Source organism: Stutzerimonas stutzeri (assembly GCF_038561965.1).
Taxonomy (GTDB): domain Bacteria; phylum Pseudomonadota; class Gammaproteobacteria; order Pseudomonadales; family Pseudomonadaceae; genus Stutzerimonas; species Stutzerimonas stutzeri_AA.
Map to the genome: position 1 here is coordinate 1326163 of NZ_CP139348.1, position 16197 is coordinate 1342359.

General features: G+C 62.6%; 13 protein-coding genes. 10 read left to right on the plus strand and 3 right to left on the minus strand.

Going from position 1 to position 16197, the window contains the following annotated elements; translation table 11 throughout:
- Window positions 1-122: 122 nt before the first annotated feature.
- From SM130_RS05985 to SM130_RS06005, 5 genes are all read left to right on the plus strand, one after another.
- The gene (locus tag SM130_RS05985) at window positions 123-1010 is read left to right on the plus strand and encodes an NAD(P)-dependent oxidoreductase (RefSeq protein WP_102823224.1); all 888 of its coding nucleotides are present in this window, start codon (window positions 123-125) and stop codon (window positions 1008-1010) included.
- Window positions 1007-1789, plus strand: coding sequence for a hydroxypyruvate isomerase family protein (locus tag SM130_RS05990; protein WP_102823225.1), 783 nt, complete (start codon window positions 1007-1009; stop codon window positions 1787-1789). Before SM130_RS05985 ends, SM130_RS05990 begins: the two co-directional genes overlap by 4 nt.
- A gap of 120 nt (window positions 1790-1909) precedes the next feature.
- Window positions 1910-3256: a spinster family MFS transporter gene (locus SM130_RS05995; protein WP_102823226.1), complete on the plus strand. Its 1347-nt coding sequence runs from the start codon at window positions 1910-1912 to the stop codon at window positions 3254-3256.
- 162 nt (window positions 3257-3418) lie between these two features.
- Window positions 3419-4684, plus strand: a complete 1266-nt coding sequence (locus SM130_RS06000) for an Hsp70 family protein (RefSeq protein ID WP_102823227.1) — start codon at window positions 3419-3421, stop codon at window positions 4682-4684.
- An 82-nt stretch (window positions 4685-4766) separates the two neighbouring features.
- Window positions 4767-5702, plus strand: coding sequence for a CHAD domain-containing protein (locus SM130_RS06005; protein ID WP_256044956.1), 936 nt, complete (start codon window positions 4767-4769; stop codon window positions 5700-5702).
- 136 nt (window positions 5703-5838) lie between these two features.
- Here SM130_RS06005 and rapA read toward each other — a convergent pair whose 3' ends face one another.
- A complete protein-coding gene (gene rapA, locus SM130_RS06010; RefSeq protein WP_102823228.1) occupies window positions 5839-8688 on the minus strand; it encodes an RNA polymerase-associated protein RapA in 2850 nt (949 codons plus the stop codon).
- Window positions 8689-8839: 151 nt separating this feature from the next.
- Here rapA and SM130_RS06015 point away from each other — a divergent pair, with 151 nt between their 5' ends.
- The 4 genes from SM130_RS06015 (at window position 8840) to ccoM (ending at window position 10291) form a co-directional block, all read left to right on the plus strand.
- Window positions 8840-9136 carry an aspartate-semialdehyde dehydrogenase gene (locus tag SM130_RS06015; protein WP_102823860.1) on the plus strand — a complete coding sequence of 99 codons (297 nt, stop codon included), beginning with the start codon at window positions 8840-8842 and terminating at the stop codon, window positions 9134-9136.
- Window positions 9123-9755: an alpha-ketoglutarate-dependent dioxygenase AlkB family protein gene (locus tag SM130_RS06020; RefSeq protein ID WP_102823229.1), complete on the plus strand. Its 633-nt coding sequence runs from the start codon at window positions 9123-9125 to the stop codon at window positions 9753-9755. Before SM130_RS06015 ends, SM130_RS06020 begins: the two co-directional genes overlap by 14 nt.
- Window positions 9752-9916: a hypothetical protein gene (locus tag SM130_RS06025; protein ID WP_181019200.1), complete on the plus strand. Its 165-nt coding sequence runs from the start codon at window positions 9752-9754 to the stop codon at window positions 9914-9916. The genes SM130_RS06020 and SM130_RS06025 overlap by 4 nt, the downstream gene beginning before the upstream one ends.
- A gap of 264 nt (window positions 9917-10180) precedes the next feature.
- The gene (gene ccoM / locus SM130_RS06030; RefSeq protein WP_336442453.1) at window positions 10181-10291 is read left to right on the plus strand and encodes a cytochrome c oxidase subunit CcoM; all 111 of its coding nucleotides are present in this window, start codon (window positions 10181-10183) and stop codon (window positions 10289-10291) included.
- Window positions 10292-10365: 74 nt separating this feature from the next.
- Here ccoM and pulA read toward each other — a convergent pair whose 3' ends face one another.
- Both pulA and SM130_RS06040 read right to left on the minus strand, forming a co-directional pair.
- A complete protein-coding gene (pulA, locus tag SM130_RS06035) occupies window positions 10366-13485 on the minus strand; it encodes a pullulanase-type alpha-1,6-glucosidase (protein WP_102823230.1) in 3120 nt (1039 codons plus the stop codon).
- A 250-nt stretch (window positions 13486-13735) separates the two neighbouring features.
- Window positions 13736-14206 carry a MaoC family dehydratase gene (locus tag SM130_RS06040; RefSeq protein WP_102823231.1) on the minus strand — a complete coding sequence of 157 codons (471 nt, stop codon included), beginning with the start codon at window positions 14204-14206 and terminating at the stop codon, window positions 13736-13738.
- Between the two features lie 268 nt (window positions 14207-14474).
- Here SM130_RS06040 and fadD2 point away from each other — a divergent pair, with 268 nt between their 5' ends.
- A complete protein-coding gene (gene fadD2 / locus SM130_RS06045) occupies window positions 14475-16163 on the plus strand; it encodes a long-chain-fatty-acid--CoA ligase FadD2 (protein ID WP_102823232.1) in 1689 nt (562 codons plus the stop codon).
- Window positions 16164-16197 lie beyond the last annotated feature (34 nt).

Below are 16197 nucleotides of genomic sequence, written 5' to 3' on the forward strand. Positions count from 1 at the left end.
TCATGTCATTGTGACACCGAGCTGTTGCAGAGCGCGGGTTCAGCTTGCGGAGCGGCCAGTGCATGGCTGTCGACAGCACTGCAGCGCTAGAATCGGTGCCTCGTTTGCCAAGGAGTTGCCCCATGTCCGATCTGCCAACCCTCGCCTTTGCCGGTATCGGCTTGATGGGGCTGCCGATGTGCCGACGCCTGTTGGCCGCGGGGTATCGTCTGGTCGTGTGGAATCGCTCGCCCGAGAAGTGTCAGCCGCTGCTCGAGCTGGGTGCCAAGGCGGTGGCAACGCCCACCGAGCTCTGTGCCGAGGCGGATATCGTGCTGCTTTGTCTGGCGGACACCGCCGCGGTGCGCGAAGTGCTGTTCGGCAAAGGAGGCATCGCCGAAGGTGGCAAGGCCGGCAAGCTGCTGGTCGATCATTCCAGCCTGGAGCCGACCGCGACGCGTGACATGGCCGCCGAGCTGGAGTTTCGCAGCGGCATGCGCTGGGTCGATGCCCCGGTATCCGGTGGCACGGCCGGTGCGGAGACCGGCAACCTGGTGATCATGGCGGGCGGCCGCGTCGAGGACGTCGAACGGGTGCGTCCGGTGTTGATGAATCTGGGCCAGCGCCTTACCCATATGGGCGATGTCGGCGCAGGCCAGGTCACTAAGGTGTGCAATCAGATGATCGTCGCCTGCAATGCCCTGGTGATCGCCGAAGTGGTCGCGCTGGCCGAGCGTGCCGGGGTCGACGCCAGCTTGCTGGCACCAGCGCTCGCCGGAGGCTTCGCCGATTCCAAGCCGCTGCAGATTCTCGCCCCGCAGATGGCGGCGAGTGAGTTCGAACCAGTGAAATGGCATGTGCGGACTTTGCTCAAGGATTTGAATACAGCGGTCAAACTCTCCCGCGAGCTGGGCTCGGCGACACCTCTGAGCGGGCTGGCCGCGCAGCTGATGCGCCTGCATGGTAGCCAGGGCAACCTGAAACGCGACCCCGCTACGCTGGTGCAGATGTATCGGGAGGGCGGCCAATGAAAATCGCCGCCAACCTTTCACTGCTGTTCACCGAGCTGCCGCTCGCCGATCGCGTCCTCGCCGCCCGCATCGTCGGTTTCGACGGGGTGGAAATCCAATTTCCCTACGAGCTGCCGGCCATCCGCCTGAAAGAGCAGCTCAAGCGCGCCGGCATGCCGCTGGTACTGATCAATCTGCCCGCCGGCGACCTGCAACAGGGTGGGCCAGGTCTGGCGGCAGTGCCGGATCGGCAGGAGGCTTTCGACAATGCCCTGCAGGAGGCGCTGACCTACGCGCTGATGGTCCGCCCGGCCTGTATCAACGTGCTGCCGGGGCGGCTCGCCGAGGGTGTCGATCGTGAGTTGGCGCTGGAGACCCTCGAGCACAACCTGTGGAAGACCGCCGACGCCTTCGACATGCTTGGTATTCGCGTGCTCTGCGAGGCGATCAACCCGCTCGACATGCCGGGCTTTCTGATAAATAGCGCGGCGGATCTCAACGCGCTGCTGCAGCGGGTCGATCATCCCAACTGCATGGCACAGCTGGATTTCTACCATATGGCGCGCCAGCAGCTGGATCTGCCGAGCTGCATCGCTCAGCTGGGTGATCGCATCGGTCATGTGCAGTTCGCCGACTGTCCGGGCCGGGGTGCACCTGGTAGCGGTGAGCTGGACTTCGGCGCAGCGCTGCATGCCTTGCAGGCCAGCGGCTATCAGGGTTGGCTGAGCGCCGAGTACAAGCCGGGCGAGCAGGGTACCGATGCCAGCCTTGGCTGGCTGGCCGAATGGCGCGAGCGCTGAGCCATCGCGCGGCATAAGCGAGGTTGATGTTCGGAGACAGGAACTGGCGCAGACTCTAGAGTCATCGTCGAGTCCCGGCTGGTCTGCGGCCGGAATATAAGAATAATCGAGACCGACGTCATGCAGCCTTCCACCCAAGCATCCAACGCCTGGCGCGTGCTGTTCCTGCTGTTCCTGGCGAACCTGTTCAACTTCTTCGATCGCACCATACCGGCGATCATTGCCGAGCCGATCCGCCTGGAGTGGAGCCTCAACGATTTCCAGCTCGGTCTGATTGGCACCGCCTTCACCATCGTCTATGCCATTGCCGGCCTGCCCCTGGGGCGCATGGCTGATCTCGGCTCACGGCGCAAGATCATGGGCTGGGGGCTGACTGCCTGGAGCGGCCTGACGGCGGTCAACGGGCTGGCTTGGAACTTCTGGAGTTTCCTGCTGGTGCGCATGGGGATCGGCATCGGCGAGGCCAGTTACGCACCCGCCGCCAACTCGCTGATTGGCGATCTGTTCCCGGCGCACAAGCGCGCGCGGGCCATGGGCATCTTCATGCTGGGCCTGCCACTGGGCTTGCTGCTGGCATTCTTCACCATCGGCTCGATGGTCGAGGCCTTCGGTAGTTGGCGCGCGCCGTTCTTCATCGCGGCCGTGCCCGGCCTGGTGCTGGCGCTGTTCATCTTCTTCATCAAAGAGCCCAAGCGTGGTGCCGCCGAGACCGTCAAGGTGTCCCAGGAGCCGGTGAAGCAACCGATGCGCAAGGTGCTGTCTATTCGCACCTTCTGGTGGCTGGTGCTGGCCGGGCTGGCGTTCAACTTCGCGACGTATGCCTGTAACGCCTTCATGGTGCCGCTGTTGATGCGCTACCACGGGGTTTCGTTGGTCCAGGCCTCGGTCGCCACCGGTGTGATCGTCGGGCTGACCGGGCTGTTCGGGCTGACGCTGGGCGGCTGGGTCGCTGACCGTATTCACCAGCGCTTCGCCCGTGGTCGCCTGATCTTCGCTGCTGTGAGCATGTTGATCGCGACCATCGCGACCGGCTATGCGCTGCTGGCTGGGCGTATCGAGGTCGGCATGTTCGTTGCGGTGTTCAGCATTGGCTGGCTGTTCTCCTACAACTTCTATACCTGCGTCTACACGGCGATTCAGGATGTGGTCGAACCGCGCCTGCGGGCCACCGCCATGGCGCTGTTCTTCGCCGGGCTATATCTGCTCGGTGGCGGTATGGGGACGGTGGTGGTGGGCCTGCTCTCGGACCATTTCGCCGAGGCTGCCATGCTTGCCGCGGGCGCCAGCGAAATGGCCGAAGCCTTCCGTGCCGAGGGGCTGCATGGCGCGATGTACCTGATTCCTGGATCGCTGCTGCTGACCATGCTGTTTCTGTTCCAGGCGTCTCGCACCTTCTGTGCCGATGCCAAGCGCATGACCGCCGGGATGGCGGCGGATGCGCCCGACGCGGAGGCAGTACCCGCCTGATACGGCGTTGCGTTATGGGGTTTGTGCCCGGACCAGCAATGGCCGGGCATTTTTTTGCCTGGCAAATAACGCCTTCGCCGGGATAGCCGACGATAGGCCAGCAACCGAGAGCCACCTCCTTTACACTGCGCGGCCGTTTTTTCAGTAGCCGCGGAACAGACCATGCTCAACGTCCCACCCGCCCGCGCCTGCGGCATCGACTTCGGCACCTCCAACTCGACGGTTGGCTGGTGGCGCCCGGACATGGACCCATTGATCGCGCTGGAAGGCGAGCAGCCGACGTTGCCGTCGGTGGTGTTCTTCAACCTCGAGGAGCGCCGGCCGGTTTATGGTCGCCAGGCGTTGAGCGAATACCTCGAAGGTTACGAGGGGCGCTTGATGCGCTCGCTCAAGAGCCTGCTCGGCTCCAAGCTGCTGAAAAGCGAAACCACGGTGCTTGGCAGCGCCATGCCGTTCAAGGAAATCCTCGGACTGTTCCTCGGCACCCTCAAGCAACGCGCGGAAACTGCTGCGGGGCGGCCATTCGAAGAGGTCGTGCTGGGGCGGCCGGTGTTCTTCGTCGATGACGATCCGCAGGCCGATCGCGAGGCTGCCGATACCCTGGCTGGCGCAGCACGCAAGATCGGTTTCAAGGACGTGTCCTTCCAGTACGAGCCGATCGCCGCGGCGTTCGACTACGAATCGCGTATCGAGCGGGAAGAGCGAGTGTTGATCGTCGATATCGGCGGCGGCACCTCCGACTTCTCGTTGGTACGACTGTCACCCGAGCGCCGCGCGATCGAGGACCGTCAGGCGGACATTCTCGCTACCGGCGGCGTACATATCGGCGGTACCGACTTCGACAAGCAGCTCAGCCTGAGCGGCGTGATGCCGCTGTTCGGCTATGGCAGCCGGATGAAGAGCGATGCGCCGATGCCCACCAGTACGCACCTCAACCTGGCGACCTGGCACACCATCAATGCCGTTTACGCGCCGGCCTCGCTACGGGCGCTGCAGAGCATGCGCTACGACATCGTCGATCCTACCGGCATTGATCGCTTGTACCGCCTGATCGAACAGCGTGCCGGGCACTGGCTGGCAATGCAGGTCGAGCAGGGCAAGATCGAGTTGACCGAGGCAGAGCGTTTCGCCATTGATTTCCAGCGCATCGAACCCGAACTGTGCGCTGAACTGACCCGGCTTGGTTTCGAAAACGCCATCGCCGCACTGCTTGGGCGTATTGGTGGCAGCATCGAGCAGCTGCTGGCAGATGCCGGGGTGCGCCACGATCAGGTCGATACGGTGTTCTTCACCGGCGGCTCCAGCGCCATTCCAGCACTGCGCGACAGCGTTGCGGGACTTTTGCCACGGGCGCGGCATGTCGAAGGTAATCGCTTCGGCAGTATCGGCAGCGGATTGGCCATCGAGGCGCGCAAGCGCTACGGTTGAGCCGGGACCGAAGTCACGCGCTGACACACAAACTTCACATTTGCGTGCCAACACCTGCCCAGGCGTACAGGTCCCAGTACTGGTGCTCAAACGGAGCGTCTTTATCGAGGAGAAACCTGATGGCCGCCCTGCACGCAATGCCGCCAAGGAGGTGCGCAAGGTCGCCCTGCAGCGCATCGAGAAGGCGATCCAGGCCCTTTGCGTCGAACCGTCCGAGCGTGCAGAAGGGGTACATCAGGCACGCAAGCGTTTCAAAGAGCTGCGCGCACTGTTGCGGCTGGTGCGCGAGCCCCTCGGCGCACGATTCAAGCTCGACAACCGTCGGCTGCGCGACGTGGGGCGGTGCTTAGCCGAATCGCGTGATGCTGCGGCCATGTTGGAAAGCTGGGATGCCCTGTCGCGAACCGACCAGTCGCTGTTCGTCAGCGATGCATTTCGGCAGATCCGTCTGCAATTGCAGCAGCGCGCCGCTCCGCAGGGCGAGGTGCATGCGACTTTCGATTCGGATGTGGCGCAGGTGCTTGGTGAACTGCGTGCGCTGACCCAGGACGTTCAGCACTGGAAGCTCCCGGGCAAGGGCTTCGACCTGCTGGCCGACGGCTTGCGGCGGACCTATGCCGATGGTGTGCGGGATCTGGCGCGGGCGCAAAAGCAAGGCTCGGACGAGCTACTGCACGAGTGGCGCAAGCGGGTGAAGGATCACTGGTATCACTGCCAGTTGCTGTCGCCATGCTGGCCAGAGGCTCTGGAAAGCCGAGCCGAGCAGCTCAAGCAGCTCGCCGACGCGCTGGGTGATGATCACGACCTGGCGGTGATGACTCAGCTGATGCAGGGCGAGCCTGAGCTGTTCGGTGTGCCGGAAGCCCGTGACGCGTTGCAGCGCTGTATCGAGCAGCGGCGTGTGCAGTTGCAGCAGCGAGCATTGCGCCTGGGCCGTCGCTTGTATGCCGAACCACCCAAAGCGCTGGCCGCCCGATTTGGCGCGTACTGGCGGATCGCGCGTAAAGATCAGGGGTAGGCGCCTTCGCTTCGTCGTCGGTACTGTGACTGAAGTGCGGTCCGATTTGCTCCGGTCGGTGAGCTGCGGTCTAGCCGCTAACGCTCCAATCGGCGTCCCTAGAGTGGGCTTCTGCCCATCCTAGGACGCTAGGACACTAACCGGCCACAAGTACTCGAATCGCTTCCAGGCGTAACCCGGCCTTTTCCAGCGCAGCCAGGCCATCTTCGCGCTGCTGACGCAGTGCTTCGATTTCGCTGTCACGCACGCTCGGGTTGACCGCTTGCAGCGCCGTCAGGCGGGCCAGTTCCTCGTCCAGCCCGGCCTTGAGCTTGCGCTGGGCTTCGGCGACACGCTCGGTGTGGCGCGGCGCGATCTTGGTTTCGGCAGCGGCGATCTGGGTGGCCAGAACGTCACGCTGGGCCTGGACGAACTTGTTGGCACTGGCCCGTGGCACGCTTTCCAGCTGATCGTTGAGCGTGTCGAAGGCGACCTTCGATGCCAGATCATTGCCGTTGCCGTCGAGCAGGCAGCGCAGCGCCAATGGCGGCAGGAAGCGGCTCAGCTGCAGTACGCGTGGCGCCACTACCTCGCTGACGAACAGCAGCTCGAGCAATACGGTGCCAGGCTTGAGCGCTTTGTTCTTGATCAGCGCTACAGCGGTGTTACCCATCGAGCCGGACAGCACGAGGTCCATGCCGCCTTGCACCATGGGGTGTTCCCACGTGAGGAACTGCATGTCTTCACGGGCCAGCGCCTGTTCCCGGTCATAGGTGATGGTCACGGCTTCGTCGTCACCCAGCGGGAAGCTGGCATCCAGCATCTTTTCGCTGGGGCGCAGTACCAGGGCGTTCTCGGAATGATCTTCGCTGTCGATACCGAATGCATCGAACAGCTCTTCCATGTAGATCGGCAGGGCGAACTGGTCGTCCTGTTCATCGATGGCTTCGACCAGTGCCTTGCCTTGCTCGCCACCGCCGGAATTGAGTTCCAGCAGGCGGTCACGGCCGGCATGCAGGTCGGCTTCCAGGCGTTCGCGCTCGGCGCGGGCCTCGTCGATGAGTTTCTGGAACTCGTCGTCGTCACCTTCCTCCAGCTGGCTCAGCAGGCGCGGGCCGAACTGGTGCTGCAGCGCGTTGCCGGTCGGGCAGGTGTTGAGGAAAGCGTTAAGCGCCTGGTGATACCAGGTGAACAGGCGTTCCTGCGGGCTGGTTTCCAGATACGGCACGTGCAGCTGGATAACGTGAGCCTGGCCGATCCGGTCGAGACGACCGATGCGCTGCTCCAGCAAATCCGGGTGCGCCGGCAGATCGAACAGCACCAGATGATGAGCGAACTGGAAGTTACGGCCTTCGCTGCCGATCTCGGAACAGATCAGCACCTGCGCACCGAATTCTTCATCGGCGAAGTAGGCGGCGGCGCGGTCGCGTTCGAGAATGCTCATGCCTTCGTGGAAAACCGTGGCCGGAATGCCGGAGCGCACGCGCAGTGCGTCTTCCAGGTCCAGTGCGGTTTCGGCATGGGCGCAGATCACCAGAACCTTGAACTTCTTCAGCATCTTCAGCGTGTCGATCAACCACTCGACGCGCGGATCGAACTGCCACCAGCGATTGGCTGCTTCGCCGTCTTCCTGCTGGCTCTGAAAGGCCACTTCCGGATACAGCTCAGCGTGCTCGCCCAGCGGCAATTCAAGGTATTCGGCGGGGCAGGGCAGCGGATAAGGATGCAGCTGGCGCTCGGGGAAACCCTGCACGGCCGCACGGGTGTTGCGGAACAGCAGGCGGCCGGTGCCGTGGCGGTCGAGCAATTCGCGAATCAGGCGGCTGCTGGCTTCGATGTCGCCATCTGTGGCCGCGGCGAGCAGCGCTTCACCTTCGGCACCGAGGAAGTCATGGATGGTCTGGTGCGCTTCATGCGACAGCCGACCCTCGTCTAGCAGTTCCTGCACCGCCCGGGCGACCGGCTGATAGCTGGCGCTTTCGGCGCGGAAGGCTTCGAGGTCATGAAAACGATTCGGGTCGAGCAGGCGCAGGCGGGCGAAGTGGCTTTCCTGGCCGAGCTGTTCCGGTGTTGCGGTCAGCAGCAGCACGCCGGGAATCACTTCAGACAGCTGTTCGACCAGCTTGTACTCGGCACTGGCGTTCTCGGGGTGCCAGACCAGATGGTGCGCCTCGTCCACGACCAGCAGGTCCCAGCCGGCAGCGAACGCGGCGTCCTGCGCGCGTTCGTCGTCTTTCAGCCACTCCAGCGCGACCAATGCCAATTGGGTGTCTTCGAATGGATTGCTGGCATCGCTTTCGATAAAGCGCTCGTCATCGAACAGTGCGACTTCCAGATTGAAGCGGCGGCGCATTTCCACCAGCCACTGATGCTGCAAGTTCTCCGGCACCAAAATAAGTACGCGCTTGGCGCGCCCGGAGAGCAGTTGGCGGTGGATGACCAGACCGGCTTCGATAGTCTTGCCGAGGCCCACTTCGTCCGCCAGCAATACGCGGGGGGCGATACGGTCGGCGACTTCCTTGGCGATGTGCAGCTGGTGCGCGATGGGTTGCGCACGCACGCCACCCAGCCCCCAAAGCGTGGAGGTCAGCTGTTTGCTCTGATTTTCCAGGGTGTGATAGCGCAGCTTGAACCAGTTCAGCGGGTCGATCTGGCCGGCGAACAGACGGTCGCTGGCGAGGCGGAACTGGATGAAGTTGGAAAGCTGGGTCTCGGGCAGGGTGCGGGCTTCGTTCTGCGCGGTCAGGCCGTGATAGACCAGCAATCCGTCGACGTCATCGACTTCGCGCACGGTCATCTTCCAGCCTTCAAAGTGAGTGACTTCGTCACCCGGAACGAAACGCACGCGGGTCAGCGGGGCGCTGCGTGCGGCGTACTGGCGGGTTTCGCCCGTCGCGGGATAGAGCACGGTTAGCATCCGGCCATCCAGCATGAGGATGGTTCCCAGACCGAGTTCCGCTTCGCTGTCGCTGATCCAGCGTTGCCCCGGTAGATACTGCTGCGCCATGCTGCCTCCCGCTGTGAAAAAGCCGGCTATCTTAACGGAACGTTGCCATCAGAGCGACGACCGATGGCGACTGTTCGACGCATGAAGTGTAGCGGTCCTGTTAAAGTTGGCCGGTGCGGCGCCGATTCATCGGTAAAGAGGGGTAATGAGCATGCTGCCACCCATTCCATCAGGCGTAATTCCGGTCAGCGCCCAGCAGGACGTCGTCAAGCCTCGCCCGGAAATCGCCCCGGTGGCGCCCGTGCAGCCAAGCCCCGACGAAAGTGCAGTCACGCTCGATCGCCGGCACCCGCAAGAGAGCGAGCAGATGCTGCGTGACGAACAGCGTCGGCGGCAGCGTCGTGGTTATACCCCCGAAGAGCTGGCGACCGGCGAGACCGATGAGCAGGACCAGGCCGAGCTCGACGAGCTGCCGCGTCAGGGGCTCTGGGTGGATGTCGAGGTCTGACGTGTTCGCTGCCGAGCCGAGCCGAGACACGGTGATCGCGCTTCCGGACGCGCTGCTGGACTACCGGGTAGGTTGGGTCGACGGCGAGACCGCGGATGTCTGGCTGCGCGAGCTGATCGAGAGCACGCCCTGGTCGCAGCCGGAAATCCGCATCTACGGCCGATTGTTGCCAGTGCCGCGACTGGTCGCCTGGTATGGCGATGCCGGCGTCGGGTATCGCTATTCGGGCTTGCAGCACGAGCCGCTGCCGTGGACCCCATTGCTGCATGGCGTGCGTGAGCGTCTGGAGAAGGAAACCGGCCAGCGCTTCAATGGTGTGCTGCTCAACCTGTATCGCGACGGGCGCGACGCGATGGGATGGCATAGCGATGATGAAGCGGAGCTGGGCGAGTGCCCGACGGTCGCTTCGTTGAGCCTGGGCGCCGAACGGCGCTTCGATCTGCGGCGCAAGGGCAGCGGACCGATTCAACATTCGCTCGTTCTGAGCCATGGCTCGCTGCTGGTCATGAGTGGCGCGACGCAGCATCATTGGCAGCACCAGATTGCGCGCGCCAGCAAGGTGCTGCAGCCGCGCGTCAACCTGACTTTCCGCCTGATCCAGCCGAGACCGACGCGATGAGTACCGACGATAAACTGATCGACTTCAACGCTGAGCGCGCCAAACGCGTGCATGACCTCAACGACAAACGCCTCGAGGACATGCGCAATGTCTTCGAACAGGTGCTGCCGCTTGGGCAGGCGAAAAAGAAGAAGGGCAAGCGCGCCCCGAAAAAACGTTAGCCGCCTGCGTCGGGACGCGTTACCGCAGCGCGCTCATAACGATTGGCTATTAAGCAGCAAGTGCAACCTCCCGCGCTGAACCCCGCCTACTTCTGCTACCCCCTGGATCACGCCCAAAAGCCCCTGTTTTCTTGACTTGGATCAGTCGTTTCATGCGCCTGTGGGCGCCATTTTGCGGCCATTGATCCGGGTCAATTTTTTCAAGGGGAAGCGGGTTTAACTTGAACCCATCGAACAGCGAATCAAGTTTCGGAGGTAGGTCTCATGTTTGTCGATGATGTGGTGCTCGCAGGGGTGGTCACGGTCGGCCTAATGGTCGCCTTCCTCGCAGGTTTCGGATATTTCATTTGGCGGGACGCTCACAAGAAGAGCTGAGCCCGACAAATTCAAAGAGCACGCAAGGCATTTAGGCGACCTATGGTCGCCTTTTTTTTTGCTTTAGCCGCACCTCACCGGCGTGTCTGAGGTTGGATAAACACAGCCGTTGTGAATGCCGGCACCTCGAATTCCCCGCTCGCAACCTTGGCCTGGCGGCTGATCGGATCGACCGAGTTCTTCAGTACAGGATGCAGCTGGTAGCCGTTCGCGCCTGGCAGGCGAACCTGCTTGTCCGATGCATTGAGTACCACCATCAAGGAGTTGTAGCGGCGGTCCAGGTCGCGGCCGTCGCGCGGGCCGTCCGCCAGGCTGAAGGCGATTACGCCGGGCTGCTGTTCGGGGCCAGTGTTGTGAAACTGCAAGCGCCGTTGCACCTCGCGAGCGCTGTCGAGTTGGAATAGCGCGCTATCGCTGCGAATTTTCAGCAGTTCCAGAAAACGACGCTTCGCCATGACGATGTCGTTCGCAGCAGGTTTGGCATGTGGATCGACGATGATCTTGCGAACCAGCGGCCAGTTGTCACCGTCCTTGTCTTCACGCGGCAGGCCCTTGTACCAGTTGTTGTCCTGATACGTGAAATCCACCGCGTTGAACCAGTCCCCCGAGTCGTAGCTGTCACGCTGCATCGACTTGGAACGCAGGATGTCGGAGCCGAGATGGATGAAGGGTACGCCCTGGCTGAACAGCGGCACCGACAGCGCCACCATGTGCAGGCGGACCCGGTCGGCAACGGGCAGGCTGGTCGCCAGCTTGTACTGGTTGTTGTCCCAAAGCGTCTGATTGTCGTGCTTGGAGACGTAGTTGACAATCTCCTGCGGGTCCAGCGTATAGCCGGCGGGCTGGCCGTTGTAGTCGATCTCGCTGCCTTTGCGCGTACTGCCGTCGGCGGTAACGAACTGGAAGTCGCGTAGCCCCCCGGCAATGCCGACGCGAATCAGGTCAGAGGCATGCAGCAGTTGCGCCTTCTCCTGCGGCCCGGCGGCGCTCAGCTCGTTGGGCCGCAGATAGAGGCCGTTGGCGAAGCCCTGGTTGCGACGAATGCTCTCGCCGCTGTCGAAGGGGCTGCCGCCGCGGACGGCATCGCGTTGACGGTCATTGAAGGTGCCGATGCCGGTGCCGGCCATGTTCAGCTGATTGGCATTGATGCCGCGCGCATTGTTGGCGACCTCGCCGAACTCCCAGCCTTCGCCGTAGAAATAGGTGTCGCGATCGATACGGCGAACGGCGCGATACGCATCGACGATTTGCTCGCGCATATGGTGACCCATCAGGTCGAAGCGAAAGCCTGCGATCTTGTAGTCGCGTGCCCAGACTTTCAGCGAGTCGGTCATCAGCTTGGCCATCATGCGATGTTCGCTGGCGGTGTTCTCGCAGCAGGTCGAAGTTTCCACCGCACCGGTCATTGGATGGCGGCGGTGGTAGTAGCCGGGTACGACCTTGTCCAGGACGGATTTGTCGGCCAAGCCCGAGGCGTTGGTGTGGTTGTAGACCACGTCCATCACCGTGGCGAGGCCATTGCCAGCGAGGGCCTGCACCATCTGGCGGAACTCGATGATGCGCTGCACGCCCTCGGCGTTGCTGGCGTAGCTGCCTTCCGGTGCAGTGAAGTGGAAGGGGTCGTAACCCCAGTTGAAGTCATCCAGGCCACGCAGATCGTTATACAGCGATTGCGCCTGGCCGCTGGACGGGTCGAAGCCATGCAGCACCTGGCGGATACTCGCTGCGCCACAGTACTGCGCCCAGCGCTCCTGGGCAGCGTCCGACAGCTCACAGAGCTTGGCGAAGGGATCGTCGAGGTTGATGCGCTGGGTGGGGTCTTCATCGATAGTGGCGATGTCGAACACCGGCAGCAACTGCACGTGCGTGAGCCCGGCCTTTTGCAGGTCACGCAGGTGCCGCATGCCATTGCTGTCCTGTTGAGTAAACGCTGCGTAGGTGCCGCGCAGCGCAGCGGGCAGGCTGGTATCGCTGGCGCTGAAGTCACGCAGATGGGTTTCGTAGATCACGCTCGCTTCGGGGCGTTCCGGGTGTGGCGGACGCAGGGCGTCCCAGCCGGCTGGCTTGAGATCGTCGGCGTTCAGGTTGACGACTTGGGCGTACTGGCTGTTGCGAGACAGGCTCAAGGCATAGGGGTCGCTGACCAACGTCGTCTCGATCCTGCCGGTGCTTGGCCGGTAGGCCGTGACCTCGTACTGGTAATACTGTCGATCGAGCGAGCGTGGGCCTTTCATGCTCCATACGCCGAGCCGCTCTTGCATGACCTTGGGGTAGCCGGGCAGCAGCCGTTTGGTGGCATCGAATACGTGCAGGCGAACCCGCTGTGCAGTGGGTGCCCAGAGTTTGAACGAAACACCTCTGGCATCGAGCGTCGCGCCCAGCTCCCCGTTGTAGGCAAACAGCATGTCGAGGATGCCCGCGGTCTGCACTTCGGTGGCATCGATGACCCGGTCGTCCGCGTCATAGCTGATCACTACCAGCTGGCTCATCACGGCGCGGCGCAGGTCGCGCGCACCCGCCTTGACCCGGTAAGCGGGGGCGTCCGCCAGATGCGGGTGCTGGCGCCTGAGGCCATTGCGTAGCGCGGACGGCTGCAGCGCCAGGATTTGCCCGCCGCTGACGGTGCGCGTCTCGCTGTCGATGCGGATATCGGCGTCGCTGGCATAGCGCAGTTCCAGCCGGCTGGCACCCGGCGCGCCGCCCACCAGTGAGAGGGTGAACGGATCAAGCCAATGCGCGCGCGCGCCCTTGATGGCCACAGTGCTGCCGCTTAGCGGCGTGCGGGACAGTTGCGAATTACCGCTGACCGTAAAGACACGACGGCCCAGATCGTCGAAGCGCCAGGTCAGGTCGCCACCGCCCAGGTCCTTCTCGTCACCTTTGTGCATGATCAGGTTCAGGCAATTGGCGTCGGCGCTCAGTGGAATGCGATAAAACGCGCCGTACTCCGGGTCGGTTCCGGCCGCCGCGACGGGTTGCGCCCAGCTGGTTTCATTCGCGCTGCCATTGCAGCCCGGGGTGTTCCACAGATGCGGACCCCAGCCGTTGTAGTCACCATCGGCGCGCTGGTAGTAGAGCAGGGCCTCGTCCGGGCCAGGGCCGAGCGGGGCAGCCGAAGCGGGTTGCATGGCCAGCGAAAAGCCACCAAGGACGAGCGCCGCCAGGCGCCGATAAGCGATCGAGCGTATGAGCATGGATGAGGGTCCCGTTGTTGTTCTTGTTGTATTGCTCACCCGATGATCGGCGCGCGGTATCCGTCACGCATCCTCCGCCTGGGCATCGCACGGGGCGTAGCCAAGGGCCGTAATAGCGTTCTGCTTATCCCCCGGCCGGCTATTGATCTATTGGGCCGAGCGAGGCGCAGTTGAAAAGAAAAGGGCGCCGATCAGGCGCCCTCAGTTTGCCGCCTTCAACGAAGCGACGATGCCAGCAAGGTGGCAATGCTCAGCCGATGCTGATCGGCGGCAGCTCCTTCAATTCCACGGTTTCCTTTTTGCGCGGCGCCAGCACTTCCGCTTCGCCGTCTACGACCAGTTCTTCGTTCTGGTTGAACACGCGCGTCGCAATGCGCACGCGGTTCTTTGGCAGCTTCTCGAGGATTTCCAGGCGTACGGTCAGCGTGTCATTGATCTTCACCGGGCGGGTAAACTTCATGCTCTGGCCAAGATAGATGGTGCCTGGCCCAGGCATGGTGCATGCGACCGCCGCGCTGATCAGCGCGCCACTGAACATGCCATGAGCAATGCGCTCCTTGAACAGCGTGCCCGCGGCAAACTCGGCATCCAGATGCACCGGGTTGCGGTCGCCCGACATGGCAGCGAACAGCTGGATATCCCTTTCTTCCACGCGCTTTTCGAAGCTCGCTTGTTGGCCAACTTCCAGTTCGGCGTATGGCGTGTTGCTGATGGTGCTCATGGTTGTCCTCAAGTGCTGGGGCGGCGCATCAACTGTTGCGCCGGCTGATCGAATCAGGTTCCGCACAAACCGGCACAGCCCGGTGTCTGCGCGCTGGGGCTGCATTCTAGTGGCATGCACCGCGCTTGTCCCGAGCCTGCTCCGTGACGACAGATTCACATCAGTGATTTGTGCCTTCCGGGCTGTTGCGTCATGACGTCTACCTGATAAGTTCGCCAAAGCCCGCTGCGCGCGGGCCAGACACTCTCAGGTAAAGAGGCCAATAACAATGCAGCCTGAATTCTGGAATGACAAACGCCCTGCTGGCGTGCCCAATGACATTGATCTGAGTGCTTATCGCTCGGTCGTCGAAGTGTTCGAGCGCGCCTGTAAGGCCCATGTGGATCGCCCTGCGTTCAGCAACATGGGCGTTACCCTCAGCTACTCCGATCTGGAACGCTACTCTGCCGCCTTTGCTGCCTGGCTGCAGCACCACACCGATTTGCAGCCCGGTGACCGCATCGCGATCCAGATGCCCAACCTGCTGCAATATCCGATTGCCGTGTTCGGTGCGTTGCGTGCAGGCCTAATCGTGGTCAATACCAATCCGCTGTATACCGCACGGGAGATGCGTCATCAGTTCCAGGATTCCGGCGCGCGCGCGTTGGTGTTCCTCAATACGTTTGGCCATCAGGTGCAGCAGGTACTGGCTGATACCTCGATCGAACATCTGATCGAAGTACGGATCGGCGACATGTTGCCGCCGTTGAAGGGCGCGCTGGTCAACGCCGCGGTCAAGCATCTGAAGAAAATGGTGCCGGACTACAGCCTGCCGCAGGCGGTCCCCTTGAAGCAGGTATTGCGTGACGGCGCCCGCCACAACCATAAGCCGGCAGCGCTGGAGCTCGACCACGTCGCCGTGCTGCAGTACACCGGTGGCACCACCGGCGTGGCCAAGGGCGCCATGCTGACGCACGGCAATCTCGTGGCGAACATGCAGCAGGTGCGGGCCAACATGCAGCAGCTGGACGAACACGGTCATCCGGTGATTCGTGAAGGCCAGGAGGTGATGATCGCGCCGTTGCCGCTCTACCATATCTACGCATTCACGGTGAACTGCATGTGTATGACGGTCACCGGCAACCACAACGTGCTGATCACCAATCCGCGGGATATCAACGGTTTCGTCAAGGAACTGCAGCGCTGGCAGTTTTCCGCCTTCCTCGGGCTCAATACGCTGTTCGTTGCGCTGATGGCTCACCCGCAATTCAAGAAGATCGACTTTTCCCGTCTCAAAGGCACCAATTCGGGCGGCACCGCCCTGGTGTCGGCGGTCGCAGAACGGTGGAAGAGCATGACCGGTTGCACTGTGGTCGAGGGTTACGGGCTAACCGAGACGTCGCCCGTCGTCTGTGCCAATCCTCACGGTGAGCATTCACGCCTCGGCACTGTAGGGCTTCCGGTGCCAGGCACCACGGTCAAGGTCATCGATGACGAAGGCAACGCCTTGCCGCTCGGCGAGCGTGGCGAGCTGTGCGTCAAGGGCCCGCAAGTCATGAAGGGCTACTGGCAGCGTCCGGACGCCACCGCTGAGGTGCTGGACGAAGAGGGCTGGCTTAAGACCGGCGATATCGCGGTGATCGACGAAGACGGCTTCGTCAGCATCGTCGATCGCAAAAAGGACCTGATCATCGTTTCCGGCTTCAACGTCTACCCCAACGAGATCGAGGACGTGGTGATGGCCCATCCGAAAGTGGCTGCGTGCGCTGCCATTGGCGTGGCGGACGAAAAATCGGGCGAGGCGGTCAAGTTGTTCGTCGTGCCCAGCGACCCAACGCTTACCCAGGATGAACTTCAAGCCTACTGCCGGGAGAATTTCACCGGTTACAAGATGCCGCGGCACTATGTCTTCCGAGATTCGTTGCCGATGACTCCGGTAGGCAAAATCCTCCGCCGAGAGCTGCGTGAAAGCGCCTGACCGGACCTTGCGCGCTTTCTTGGGGCTATTCATG

Excerpts from the sequence above, each read along its gene's own strand:
- SM130_RS06040 (WP_102823231.1), bottom strand. The coding sequence starts at position 14,206 with ATGAGCACCATCAGCAACACGCCATACGCCGAACTGGAAGTTGGCCAA.
- SM130_RS06015 (WP_102823860.1), top strand. The coding sequence starts at position 8,840 with ATGCTGCCACCCATTCCATCAGGCGTAATTCCGGTCAGCGCCCAGCAG.
- fadD2 (WP_102823232.1), top strand. The coding sequence starts at position 14,475 with ATGCAGCCTGAATTCTGGAATGACAAACGCCCTGCTGGCGTGCCCAAT.
- rapA (WP_102823228.1), bottom strand. The coding sequence starts at position 8,688 with ATGGCGCAGCAGTATCTACCGGGGCAACGCTGGATCAGCGACAGCGAA.
- SM130_RS05995 (WP_102823226.1), top strand. The coding sequence starts at position 1,910 with ATGCAGCCTTCCACCCAAGCATCCAACGCCTGGCGCGTGCTGTTCCTG.
- SM130_RS05985 (WP_102823224.1), top strand. The coding sequence starts at position 123 with ATGTCCGATCTGCCAACCCTCGCCTTTGCCGGTATCGGCTTGATGGGG.
- SM130_RS06020 (WP_102823229.1), top strand. The coding sequence starts at position 9,123 with ATGTCGAGGTCTGACGTGTTCGCTGCCGAGCCGAGCCGAGACACGGTG.
- SM130_RS05990 (WP_102823225.1), top strand. The coding sequence starts at position 1,007 with ATGAAAATCGCCGCCAACCTTTCACTGCTGTTCACCGAGCTGCCGCTC.
- SM130_RS06000 (WP_102823227.1), top strand. The coding sequence starts at position 3,419 with ATGCTCAACGTCCCACCCGCCCGCGCCTGCGGCATCGACTTCGGCACC.
- SM130_RS06025 (WP_181019200.1), top strand. The coding sequence starts at position 9,752 with ATGAGTACCGACGATAAACTGATCGACTTCAACGCTGAGCGCGCCAAA.
- pulA (WP_102823230.1), bottom strand. The coding sequence starts at position 13,485 with ATGCTCATACGCTCGATCGCTTATCGGCGCCTGGCGGCGCTCGTCCTT.
- ccoM (WP_336442453.1), top strand. The coding sequence starts at position 10,181 with ATGTTTGTCGATGATGTGGTGCTCGCAGGGGTGGTCACGGTCGGCCTA.